The sequence below is a fragment of the Bradyrhizobium sp. Leo78 genome, assembly GCF_059512425.1.
Window position 1 is genome coordinate 167,933 of record NZ_JCAMOT010000001.1, and the last position, 12,301, is coordinate 180,233.

The 12,301-nt window shown below is 63.8% G+C and carries 10 protein-coding genes; 9 read left to right on the forward strand and 1 reads right to left on the reverse strand.

Going from position 1 to position 12,301, the window contains the following annotated elements; translation table 11 throughout:
* The first annotated feature begins 3 nt into the window (after window positions 1–3).
* The 3 genes from AC5ZG1_RS00730 to AC5ZG1_RS00740 all read left to right on the forward strand — a co-directional run bounded on the left by AC5ZG1_RS00730 (window position 4) and on the right by AC5ZG1_RS00740 (window position 5,960).
* Window positions 4–1,551 (forward strand): WS/DGAT/MGAT family O-acyltransferase, encoded by a 1,548-nt coding sequence (locus AC5ZG1_RS00730; protein WP_496131718.1) that lies wholly within the window; start codon window positions 4–6, stop codon window positions 1,549–1,551.
* Between the two features lie 11 nt (window positions 1,552–1,562).
* Entirely contained in the window at window positions 1,563–2,555 is a 993-nt protein-coding gene (locus AC5ZG1_RS00735) for an alpha/beta fold hydrolase (RefSeq protein ID WP_496131719.1), read from the forward strand.
* A gap of 171 nt (window positions 2,556–2,726) precedes the next feature.
* A complete protein-coding gene (locus tag AC5ZG1_RS00740) occupies window positions 2,727–5,960 on the forward strand; it encodes a bifunctional cytochrome P450/NADPH--P450 reductase (protein WP_496131720.1) in 3,234 nt (1,077 codons plus the stop codon).
* Between the two features lie 100 nt (window positions 5,961–6,060).
* On the opposite strand, the gene AC5ZG1_RS00745 is transcribed toward AC5ZG1_RS00740, so the two are convergent.
* Entirely contained in the window at window positions 6,061–6,951 is an 891-nt protein-coding gene (locus AC5ZG1_RS00745) for an alpha/beta fold hydrolase (RefSeq protein WP_496131882.1), read from the reverse strand.
* 206 nt (window positions 6,952–7,157) lie between these two features.
* On the opposite strand from AC5ZG1_RS00745, the gene AC5ZG1_RS00750 reads away from it, so the two are divergent.
* The 6 genes from AC5ZG1_RS00750 (at window position 7,158) to AC5ZG1_RS00775 (ending at window position 12,296) form a co-directional block, all read left to right on the forward strand.
* Window positions 7,158–7,541, forward strand: coding sequence for a hypothetical protein (locus tag AC5ZG1_RS00750; RefSeq protein ID WP_496131721.1), 384 nt, complete (start codon window positions 7,158–7,160; stop codon window positions 7,539–7,541).
* An 11-nt stretch (window positions 7,542–7,552) separates the two neighbouring features.
* Entirely contained in the window at window positions 7,553–8,635 is a 1,083-nt protein-coding gene (locus AC5ZG1_RS00755; protein WP_208820229.1) for an alpha/beta fold hydrolase, read from the forward strand.
* A complete protein-coding gene (locus AC5ZG1_RS00760; RefSeq protein WP_496131722.1) occupies window positions 8,632–9,231 on the forward strand; it encodes a GNAT family N-acetyltransferase in 600 nt (199 codons plus the stop codon). The genes AC5ZG1_RS00755 and AC5ZG1_RS00760 overlap by 4 nt, the downstream gene beginning before the upstream one ends.
* Window positions 9,232–9,409: 178 nt before the next feature.
* A complete protein-coding gene (locus tag AC5ZG1_RS00765; RefSeq protein WP_208819848.1) occupies window positions 9,410–9,886 on the forward strand; it encodes a phasin in 477 nt (158 codons plus the stop codon).
* A gap of 211 nt (window positions 9,887–10,097) precedes the next feature.
* Complete coding sequence (locus AC5ZG1_RS00770; RefSeq protein WP_463331338.1) at window positions 10,098–11,384, forward strand: DUF445 domain-containing protein; 1,287 nt, start codon at window positions 10,098–10,100, stop codon at window positions 11,382–11,384.
* A 186-nt stretch (window positions 11,385–11,570) separates the two neighbouring features.
* Window positions 11,571–12,296, forward strand: a complete 726-nt coding sequence (locus AC5ZG1_RS00775; protein ID WP_496131883.1) for an esterase/lipase family protein — start codon at window positions 11,571–11,573, stop codon at window positions 12,294–12,296.
* Window positions 12,297–12,301 lie beyond the last annotated feature (5 nt).

Sequence of the window (12,301 nt, forward strand, 5' to 3'; positions counted from 1 at the left end):
GCCATGGCCGACGCCAAGAAACTGTCGTCGCTGGACGCGTCGTTTCTCTATCTGGAAACGCCGGAAATGCCGATGCACGTCGGGAGCATGGCGATCTTCCGACTGCCCGACGACTACAAGGGCGACTTCTTCGAAGACTTCAAGGCGATGATCGCCTCGCGACTGCACATCGCGCCGATCCTGAAATCGCGCCTGGAGAAGGCACCGCTCGACATCGACCATCCTTCCTGGGTGGAGGACGACCAGTTCGACATCGACCGCCACATCTTCCGCGGCAGCCTGCCGGCGCCGCATGACCGCGCCACGCTGGAGCGCCTCGTCGGCTGGATCCATGCCAAGCTGCTTAATCGCGCCCGGCCGCTGTGGGAGTTCTACGTCTTCGAGGGTATGCAGAACAACGAGATCGGCCTCTACTCCAAGATGCACCATGCTTGCATCGACGGCGGCGCGGGCGCTGCGCTCACCAGCATGATCTACGACGTCTCGCCGATCCCGAGGAAGGTCGAGCCGCCGGCCGCGCGGAAGGTCGCGCAGGAACCACGCGACATTGCGGCCAACCTGATCGATTCCTATCAGCTGCTCTGGACCCAGCCGTTCGATGCAGCAGCGGCGCCAAGGACGATCGAGCTGCCGCGCTCGGGCAAGAGCGATCTCGGCTCGATCCTGTTCGACAACGCCATGTTCCAGATCGAGAACGCAATCAAGTTCGCAAGCGCCGTGCCGGCGATGCTGAAAAGCGTGTCGGAAGTCGTGACCAAGGTCTCCGATCCAAAATCGCGCGAAAGCCTCGCCAGCATGGTGTCGCCGCCGACCATCCTGAACAAGGCGATCTCCTCGGAGCGCAGCTTTGCCGGTACTTCGGTTTCGCTGTCGCGCGCCAAGGCGATGGCAAAGGCGGCCGGCGGCAAGCTCAATGACGTCGTGCTGGCGCTCGCCTCCGGCGTAGTGCGCCGCCATTTGATCAGCCAGGGCGCGCTGCCGAACAAGTCGCTGACCGCGGCGGTGCCGATCTCGCTGCGCGAGGAGGGCAATACCGAATCGAACAACCAAGTGTTCGGCATGATCTGCTCGATCGCGACCAATGTCGAGGATCCCAGGGCGCGGCTGGAGGCGATCATCGCGCAATCCACCAAGGCGAAGGAGATGTCGCATCCGCTGCGGGCGTTCATGCCGCAGGTCTCCAATGTCTCGATGCTGGGCGCGCCGATCCTGGTGCAGATCCTGGCGCTGCTCTACAGCCGCTCGGACCTGTCGAACGTGCTGCCGCCGGCAGCCAACATCACCGTCTCCAATGTGCCGGGGCCAAGACAGACGCTTTACGCGGCGGGCGCGGAGCTGCTGCACATCTTCCCGGTGTCGATCGCAACCCATGGCCTCGCGCTCAACATCACCGTGCAGAGCTATCGCGACCAGCTCGATTTTGGTTTCGTCGCCGGAGCCAATATCATTCCGCATGTGCAGATTTTGTGCGACATGCTGCCGGCCGAATTCGAGGCGCTGGAGGCGGCGTTCGTGCCGCCACCAGCCGAGACCAAGAGCGCCGCTGAATAAGGATTGTCTCGATGTTGGAAATGCCCCCGCTGCAATTCGCCCAGACCAACGGCATTCGCATGGGCTTCTATGAAGCCGGACCCAACACGGACAAGCCGCCGATGGTGCTCTGCCACGGCTGGCCGGAGCTCGCCTTCTCCTGGCGCCACCAGATCAAGGCGCTGAGCGAAGCCGGCATCCGCGTGATCGCGCCGGACCAGCGCGGCTATGGCGTCACCGACCGGCCGGAGCCGGTCGAGGCTTATGATATCGAGCAACTGACCGCCGATCTCGTCGGCCTGCTCGATCATCTCGGCATAGACAAGGCCATCTTCGTCGGCCATGACTGGGGCGGCTTCGTGGTCTGGCAGATGCCGCTTCGGCATCCGGGCCGCGTCGCCGGTGTGGTCGGCATTAATACCCCGCACACCAACCGCGCCTGGGCCGATCCGATCGAGCTTTTACGCAAGCGCTTCGGCGAGCACATGTATATCGTCCAGTTCCAGGACCCCGCGCACGAGCCGGACAAGATATTTGGCAGCCGGGTCGAGCAGACCTTTGATGCCTTCATGCGCAAGCCGGCACGGCGGCCCGACGCTCCGGCGGAGGAGGTGGTGGCCGGCGTCGGCGCCTCGCCGCGGCTCAATCTGGCGTTCCCGCAGATGATCGCAAACTACGATGCCGCGCACGATCCGCGCACACCGATCCTGTCGCCGGAAGAGAAGCAGGTGTTCGTCGACGCCTTCACCAGGACCGGCTTCACCGGCGGCATTAACTGGTACCGCAACATGTCGCGCAACTGGCAGCGCTCCGAAGGGCTCGATCACACCGTGCGCGTGCCGTCGCTGATGATCATGGCCGAGAACGACGCGGTGCTGCCGCCGTCGTCGGCCGATGGCATGGACAAGCTCATCCCGGATCTCGAGAAATACCTGGTCAAAGACAGCGGCCATTGGACGCAGCAGGAGAAGCCGGAAGAGGTCAGCACCAAGCTGATCGAATGGCGTAGAAGGCGGTTTGGGTAGAGCAGGCGCTTCCAGCATCCTCGATGGTCATTCCGGGCCGCGCGTAGCGCGAGCCCGGAATCCATCGGGCCGCACGCGAGGAGGCGCAATGGATTCCGGGCCTGCGCCAAGAGGCGCATCCCGGAATGACGCGATGAGAGATCGAGAATAACGCAGGAGACATTCTCAACAATGCCATCCGGCAACCGACTGGCTCCGATCCCGCATCCGCCGACCATGCCCGTGGTCGGCAACATGCTGTCGCTGGATTCGACCGCTCCGGTGCAGCATCTGGTGCGGCTCGCCAAAGAGCTCGGGCCGATCTACTGGCTCGACATGATGGGCGCCCCGCTCGTGATCGTCTCCGGCCATGACCTTGTCGACGAGCTCTCGGATGAAAAGCGCTTTGACAAAGCGGTGCGCGGCTCGCTGCGGCGTGTGCGCGCGGTCGGCGGCGACGGCCTGTTCACTGCCGACACCAAGGAGCCGAACTGGGGCAAGGCGCACAACATCCTGCTGCAGCCGTTCGGCAATCGCGCCATGCAGTCCTACCATCCGAGCATGGTCGATATCGCCGAGCAGCTCGTGAAGAAATGGGAGCGGCTCAACGCCGACGAGGAGATCGATGTCGTCCACGACATGACGGCGCTGACGCTCGACACGATCGGGCTCTGCGGCTTCGACTATCGCTTCAATTCGTTCTATCGCCGCGATTATCACCCCTTCGTGGAGTCGCTGGTGCGCTCCCTCGAGACCATCATGATGACCCGCGGCCTGCCGCTGGAGCGCCTGTGGATGCGCCAGCGACGCAAGACGCTCACTGAGGACGTCGCGTTCATGAACAAGATGGTCGACGAGATCATCGCCGAGCGCAGGCGGAGCCAGTCCGATGTCGGCGAGGGCCAGAAGGACATGCTGGCGGCGATGGTGACCGGCATCGACCGCGTCACCGGCGAGCAGCTCGACGACGTCAACATCCGCTACCAGATCAACACATTCCTGATCGCGGGCCATGAGACCACGAGCGGTCTGTTGTCGAGCACGATCTATGCGCTGTTGAAACATCCCGAGGTGCTGAAGAAGGCGTATGAAGAGGTCGACCGCGTGCTCGGCCCCGATACCAACGCCAGGCCAACCTATCAGCAGGTCACCCAGCTCACCTACATCACGCAAGTCCTGAAGGAGGCGCTGCGGCTGTGGCCGCCGGCGCCGGCCTATGGCATCGCACCGCTGCAGGACGAGACCATCGGCGGCAAGTACAAGCTGAAGAAGAACACGTTCATCACTGTTCTCGTGATGGCACTGCATCGCGACCCCAACGTGTGGGGACCGAATCCTGATGTCTTCGATCCCGAGAATTTCAGCCGCGAGGCCGAGGCCAAGCGCCCGATCAATGCCTGGAAGCCGTTCGGCAACGGACAGCGCGCCTGCATCGGCCGCGGCTTTGCGATGCATGAGGCAGCGCTCGCACTCGGCATGATCCTGCAGCGCTTCAAACTGATCGATGTGCATCGCTACCAGATGCATCTGAAGGAAACGCTGACGATCAAGCCCGAGGGCTTCAAGATCAAGGTGCGCCCGCGCGAGGACAGGGAGCGCGGCGTCTTCGCTGGCGCGGCCGCGGCGGCGTCGGCCGCGCCGAGGGCGCCTCGGCCGAAACCGCGCCTGGGACACAACACGCCGATGCTGGTGCTCTACGGCTCCAATCTCGGCTCGGCCGAAGAACTGGCGACGCGGATGGCCGATCTCGCCGAGGTCAATGGCTTCAACACAAAGCTCGGTCCGCTCGACGACTATGTCGGGAAATTGCCGAAGGAAGGTGGCGTTCTGATCATCTGCGCCTCCTACAATGGCGCGCCGCCCGACAACGCGACGGAGTTCGTCAAATGGCTCGGCAGCGATCTGCCGAAGGACGCGTTTGCCGGCGTGCGCTACGCAGTGTTCGGCTGCGGCAACAGCGATTGGGCGGCGACGTACCAGTCGGTGCCGCGCTTCATCGACGAGCAGCTCACCGCCCGCGGCGCCCGCGCCGTCTATCCGCGCGGCGAGGGCGATGCTAGGGCCGATCTCGACGGCCAGTTCCAGAAGTGGTTTCCGGCTGCCGCGCAGGTCGCGAGCAAGGAATTCGGCATCGACTGGAACTTCACCCGCACGCCAGAGGACGAGCCGCTCTATGCGGTCGAGCCGGTAGCGCCGGCCTCGGTCAACGCCATCGTCGCGCAGGGCGGCGCGGTGGCGATGAAGGTGCTGGAGAATGCGGAACTGCAGAACAAGTCCGGCGCCAATCCGTCCGAGCGTTCGACTCGGCACATCGAGGTTCAACTACCGCCCGGCATCACCTACCGCGTCGGCGATCATTTGAGCGTGGTGCCGCGCAACGGTCCGACGCTGGTGGACCAGGTCGCGCGCCGCTTCGGCTTCCTGCCGGCGGACCAGATCAGGCTGCAGGTGACGGAAGGCCGTCGCGCGCAGCTGCCGGTCGGCGATGCGATCTCTATCGGGCGGTTGCTCACCGAGTTCGTGGAGCTGCAGCAGGTCGCAACCCGCAAGCAGATCCAGGTGATGGCCGAGCATACGCGCTGCCCGATGACGAAGCCGAGGCTGCTCGCCTACGTCGGCGACGACGATGCGTCCGGTGAACGTTATCGCAGCGAGGTGATGGACAAGCGCAAATCGGTGTTTGATCTCCTGGAGGAGCATCCGGCCTGCGAATTGCCGCTCCACATCTATCTGGAAATGCTATCGCTGCTGGCGCCGCGCTATTATTCGATCTCGTCCTCGCCCTCGGGCGATCCCGCGCGCTGCAGCGTCACCGTCGGCGTCGTGGAGGCGCCGGCGAATTCGGGCCGCGGCATCTATAAGGGTATCTGCTCAAACTATCTTTCCGGCCGCCGCGTCGGCGACACCATCCATGCCACCGTGCGCGAGACCAAGGCCAGCTTCCGCCTGCCCGACGATGCGTCGGTGCCGCTGATCATGATCGGCCCCGGCACGGGCCTGGCGCCGTTCCGCGGCTTCCTCCAGGAGCGCGCGCATCGCAAGTCGCAGGGCGCCAATCTGGGGCCGGCAATGCTGTTCTTCGGCTGCCGCCATCCGGATCAGGATTTCATCTATGCCGACGAGTTGAAGGCGTTCGCCGCCGATGGCGTCACCGAGCTGCACATCGCGTTCTCGCGGCTCAATGGCTCGAAGACCTACGTGCAGGACCTGATTGCCGCCCAGAAGAACCGCGTCTGGGACCTGATCGGGAAGGGCGCGATCATCTATGTCTGCGGCGACGGCAGCAAGATGGAGCCGGATGTCAAGGCGACCCTGATGTCGATCCGTCGCGAGCACAATGGGGACGATGCCGGCGCAGCGACGCGCTGGATCGAGGACCTCGGCGCGAAGAACCGTTACGTGCTCGACGTCTGGGCGGGCGGATAGCCACAAATTGTAGGATGGGTAGAGCGAAGCGAAACCCATCGCGTCTATGCGCTTGGTGGCAATGATGGGTTTCGCTGCGCTCTACCCATCCTACGATCCGTCACGCCGCCTTCGCCGCAGCTCCATGCGCGTGCTCAGCGATGGCGTCGATGATCTCTGGCCACATCGGGATCGGCAATGCGTGGCCCATGCCCTCGATCATCAGGAGTTTCGCGCCCGGGATCGAGGCCGCGGTGTCCTTGCCGCCGGCCGGGTGCACCAGCGGATCGACGGTGCCGTGGATGACGAGTGTCGGCGCTTTCACCACGCCGAGGCGTTGCTTGCGGCTGCCGGAGGCGAGGATGGCGCGGAGCTGGCGGCCGACGCCGGCGGGATTGAGGCCGCGTTCATAGGTGCGCAGCGCCCGCGAACGATCGAGCGCCTCATCCTCGGGGAAGGAACCGACGCGCAGGACCTTCCAGGTCTTGGCGAAGCGCTCGATATATTCGTCCTTCGTCCTTGGCGGCGGCGCCATAAGTATCGCCCCGGCCTCGCGGGTCGGCGGCGGGATCTTCGGATTGCCTGTCGTCGACATGATCGAGGTGAGCGAGCGCACGACTTGCGGAAACGAGATCGCGACTTCCTGCGCGATCATGCCGCCCATGGAGGCGCCGACCAGATGCGCAGACTTCAGCCCGAGCCCGTCCATCAGGCCGACCGTGTCCTTGGCCATATCGATCAGTCTGTAGGGTGCGGCGACGGGGATCCCGAACAGACGCAGTCTCAGCATTTCGAACGCCGTCAGCCGCTTGCCGCCTGTGAGCTTGCCGGACTGGCCGATGTCCCGGTTGTCGAAGCGGATCACGCGAAAGCCGCGCGCGGCGAGCTGTTCGCAGAACTCGTCGTCCCAATGGATCATCTGGGCGCCGAGCCCCATGATCAGCAGCATCGGTTCGGCGCTTTCGTCGCCAAAGATCTCGTAGCAGATGTCGATGCCATTGGCGCGGATCATCTGCGGCGGCCGGTGGACGAGGGTGGTCACGGGGCCTCCTCGGCTGGGTTCTTGATGGACGACTGTATGCCACGCTTTGCCGCAGCGCAGAAGCTTTCTGACGCGGCGTTCAATGTCAGCTTGGGTTGACCGGCTGCCTGCAACGGTGTCGTATGGAGCGCAAAGAGAAGCGTGGCAAGCGCTCGCAAGCACGTGGGAGAGCGCCAATGGCCGACAAGGGCAACGATCCTGCTGTCGTCTGGCAGACGATGATCGGCGAGCTGGAAAAGGGATTCAATTCCTTCGCCAACAAGACAATGGGAACGCCGGAATTCAGCCGGATGATGAACCAGGCCGGCGGCGTCGCGGCCGGCGCGCAGAAGCAGTTCGCGGAGCTCATGGAGAAGTATCTGGTGGGCATGAACCTGCCGAGCCGGGCGCAACTCGTCGGCATGGCCGAGCGCCTGCAATCGATCGAAGGCCAGCTCAACGAGATCAAGGCACTGCTGAGCGAGATGAACCACAGCGCGGGCAATGTGGAAAGTGCGACAGCCGGCAAGCCGCGACCGCCGCGCACCAAACGCCCGCCTGCGGAGAAAGCGCAAAAATGAACGCGCCCTCGATGAACGCGTCCTTGGGGATCGACGCAGCGTCGATCGCGGAGCGCATTCAATCCGAGGTGCAGCGCGCGATCCAGCGCAGCATCAAGGGCGTCGAATATCTCTCGACCTCGGGTCCCGCGCTCGGCTCCACGCCAAAGGATGTGCTGGCCAGCCGTGGAACCATGCAGCTCTACCACTATCGACCGCTGGCGGATGAAATCTATCGCGTGCCGGTCCTGATCGTGATGGCCACCACCAATCGCGGCTATATCCTCGACATGGTGCCCGGCCAGAGTTTCATCGAATTCCTGCTCAGGCGCGGCTACGACGTCTACATGCTCGACTGGACCGCGCCGAAACCGGAAGAGAAGAATCTCAGGATGGAGGATTACGTCCTCGACTTCATTCCGGACTGTGTTCGCCGCGTGCAGCAGGATTGCGGCGAGACCGATGTCTCCGTCATCGGCTATTGCTTCGGCGGCGTGCTGTCGCTGCTCTATGGCTCGATCTTCCACGACGGGCCGATGAAGAATTTGATCTGCTTCACCACGCCGATCGACTTCCGCGAGATGACGCTGTTCTCGAATTTCGCCGACCGGCGCTATTTCGACGTCGACCGCCTGATCGATAGCGTCGGCAACATGCCGCCCGAACTGATCCTGTCATCGTTCGAGATGCTGCGGCCGGCTTCGCGCGCGGCAAGCCAGGTGCAGCTCTGGGACAACATCTGGAACGACGAGTTCGTGAAGTCGTACCGGATGTTCGACCGCTGGGCGACCGACACGCTGCCGCTCGCCGGCGACTATTTCCGGACCATCACCAAGGACCTGATGTGGGACAACAAGCTCTATAACGACGCCATGTCGGTCGGCGGGCGTCCGGCGAAGCTTGCGAACGTCAAGGTGCCGATTCTGCACGCTGTCGCCGAGCACGATCACATCGTGCCCTATGAGGCGGCGCGACACTTGATCGCGAAAGTCGGCTCGACCGACAAGGAGGAGGTGGTCCTCAAAGGTGGCCATGTCAGCCTGGTCGCCGGCGCCAATGCGATCAAGCGGCTGTGGCCGAAACTGGATTCCTGGCTGGGGCAGCGATCGACATGAGTGAGACACGTCCCTATCCACGGCGCGTCAAGACCGAGGCCGGCGAGATCGAATTCCGTCTGATGTCGCGCGCCGACGAAGCCGCGGTGCTAGCTTTCGCGCAAAAGCTGCCGACGCATGATCTGCTGTTCCTGCCGCGCAACATCAGCGAGCCGAAGGTGCTATCGGCGTGGCTCAACGAGATCGACCGCGGCGACATCATGAGCCTGCTGGCGCTGAGGGATGGCGTCGTGATCGGTTGCGGCACGCTGGTGCGCGACCGTCACTCCTGGTCGCCCCATGTCGGCGAGATCCGGATGGTGGTGTCCTTGGACGTCCGCGGGCAGGGGGTGGGGCGGGCGCTCGCGCAGGAGACGTTTGCCATTGCGCTCAGCGCTGGCCTCGAGAAGCTGTCGGTGCAGATGACGGTCGACCAGCGCAGCGCGATTGCCCTCTGTGAGGGCCTCGGCTTCCGGGCCGAGGCGCTGCTGCGCGACCATGTCCGGGATGTCGCCGGCGCGACCCACGACATCGTGGTGCTCGGGCACAATGTGGCGCAGGTCCGGGCTCAGATGGAGGCCTACGGCCTGCCGGGGGCGGTCGAGCCGCAGGCTTGACCAGCCTGCAGCCTGCCTGACGGGCAATTCGCCCGATATTACGACTGTTCACAGATTTGTGATATTGCACCGCAACATATATATTGCGATGCACCATTAACCATGGCATAAGGACGACGCCCTGGGCCAGATTTGGACGGGGTGAGCCCATAGCTCTAACCGAGGATGGAGAGACCCTATGACCACCGAGACCAATTCCGTTTTTGATAGCGTCAAGCAGGCCTTTGCGCCTGTGACCGAAGCTTTTACCAAGCTGCAGAACCTGGAAGTGCCGGAAGCCGCCCGTGAGTTCGTGAAGAAGCAGGCCGAGACCGCCAAGGTTCGTGCCGCAGACTTGCACGCCGGCTCGGAAAAGGTGACCGCCGTGATCGAATCCGCCGTTGCCGGTTCGGTTTCCGAGGCCGCCAAGATCAGCCGCAATATCCAGGAGGCGATCTATCAGGACGCGGAAGCGTTCTTCAATGGTATCGACAAGCTGGCTTCCGCCAAGTCGCTGAACGAAGCGGTGCAGATCCAGTCGGACCTGGTGCGTGCGCGCGGCGAAGTGTTCGTTTCGCGGGCCAAGTCCGCGACCGAATATGTCGGCAAGCTCGTCACCGAAGGTGCGAAGTCCGCGCAGGACAATTTCGCCAAGGTCTACAACAAGACGGCCTGATCGCGTCAGGCCTGCCAACTCTGGTTTTCCGAAGGGCCCGCCAGTTGCGGGCCTTCTTTTTTGTTGCTCCGTCATGCCCGGGCTTGTCCCGGGCATCCACGCGCTTTCTTGCCGCATGCACCGAAACGTGGATGGCCGGGACAAGCCCGGCCATGACGGCGGCGGGTGTGGCGCGATATGATCGCAGCCAACCAACTGTCGTTGAGCTGTCATGACCCTTCCCGCCACCTTCACCATCGCCACTCCCGCCGACGCGATCCGCGCGGCGGAGTTGCGGCGCGTGAAGTGGCTGGCGACCGGGGTGTTAGTTGCGACGTTCGTGCTGTTCCTCGTCGCGAAAGCGCTGTTGCCGGTGCATCCCGTGTTCGGCTTCATCGCAGCCTTTGCGGAAGCGGCGACGATCGGCGGGCTCGCCGACTGGTATGCGGTGGTCGCCTTGTTCAAGCGTCCCTTGGGATTGCCGATCCCGCACACCGCGATCATCCAGAGCAATCAGGGCCGCATCGCCGAGAAGCTCGGCGAATTCATCGAGAAGAATTTCCTCGAAGCAGGGCCGGTGGAGGCCAAGCTGCGCGAGATCGATTTCGGCGCTTTCATCGCCGACTGGCTGCGGGACCGCAAGCGCTCGACCGATCTCGCTCGCTTTCTGCTGCGTCTGTTGCCGGAGGCGTTCTCGGCGACGGAGAATTCGGGATTGATGAAGTTCGTCAGCCGCCGCGTCACCGCGCAACTGCTGGCGATCGATCTGGCGCCGCTTGCCGCCGGCACGCTGCGCGGCTTCGTACAGGAGGGAAAGCACGAGGGCCTGCTCGACGACATCCTGCGCGTCCTGCATCAGACGCTGACGACGAAGGAGACCATGGCTGTCATCCGCGACAAGGTCCGCGCGGAAATGCCGACGCTCCTGAGGCTCTATCGCGCCGACAAATTCGTCGTGAACCGGATCATCGCCTCCGCGACGAAATTCTTCGAGGAAGTCCGTGACGATCCGAAGCATCCGTTCCGCGGCGAGTTCGACCGCATGCTGCTGTCGTTCGTCGAGCGGCTCGGCAGCGATCGTGCCTTTGCCGATCGCATCAACCGATTGAAGCGCGATCTGCTGGCGCGGCCGGAACTTGAAGGCCTCGCGCGCAACATCTGGTCGAACCTGAAGGACTTCATCGAACGCAGCGCCTCTGGAGAGACGCAGGTCCTGCAGCAGTATCTGGCCAGGATGTTCGTGGAGGCGGGTGAAGCGCTGGCCGGCGACACTGAGCTGCGCGCCGAGATCAACGAGGGGTTGGTCGCGATCCTGCGGACAGTGGTCGCCGATCAGAAGAGCGGCGTTTCGACCTTCATCGCCGATCAGATGAAGGCCTGGGACATGCAGCAATTGATCTCGCTGCTCGAGATCAACGTCGGCAGGGACCTGCAATATATTCGCTTCAATGGTTCGCTGATCGGCGGCCTTGCCGGATTGATCTTGTACACCATCGAATATTTGCTGCGGCTGGTGTGACCGATCGGGTACGCGAGCGTTTTTGTTGTCATCTGTGTGATCTGGTTAGCTTGAAAGTAGAAAGCCGTTTCCCTAGCTTTAATTGCGTATTGATCCGTTGGCCGGCTGCCGCAATGCGAAGGCCGGCGGGAAGGAGATGCCGTGCCCCTTGCCGCAGAGACGCTTCGCCCGCCGTCCAGGACGTTGATGCTGTTGGAGGGGCGCGCCATCCACGAACTCGGCGCCTTCCTCGGCGCTTTGCCGCTGTTGAGCCTCGCGCCGCGCGGCGATGGTCATCCGGTGCTGGTGCTGCCCGGCCTCGTCGCATCGGATCTCTCGACGCGGCCGCTGCGCGAGTTCCTGAGCAGCAAGGGCTACGCGGTCAGCGGCTGGCGCCAGGGCCGCAATCTCGGCCTGCGCGCGGGCGTGCAGCAGGCGATGGTCGATCTCGTGCAGGAGATGAACGACAGCCATGGCCGCAAGGTCTCGCTCGTCGGCTGGAGCCTCGGCGGCCTCTATGCTCGCCAACTCGCCAAGATGATGCCTGAGCGCGTGCGCCAGGTGATCACGCTCGGCAGCCCCTTTGCGGCCGGGCCAAAATCGACCAACGCCTGGCAGGTCTATGAGATCGCGAGCGGCCGCCGCGCCGAGGAAGAGGACCGGCGCTTCGGTGGATCGCTGGCCAGCGCGCCTCCGGTGCCGACCACGGCGATCTTCAGCCGCACCGATGGCATCTGCGCCTGGCAAGGCTGCCGCGAGCAGGCCTCGGCGATGTCGGAAAGCATCGAGGTCGAAAGCAGCCATTGCGGCATGGGCCACCATCCCGCCGCCGTCTACGCGGTCGCCGACCGGCTGGCGCAGCGCGAAGGGGAGTGGGCGCCGTTCGATCGTGGCGGCTGGCGCGCCATGGTTTATCCGGATCCCGACCGGTAGTGCGT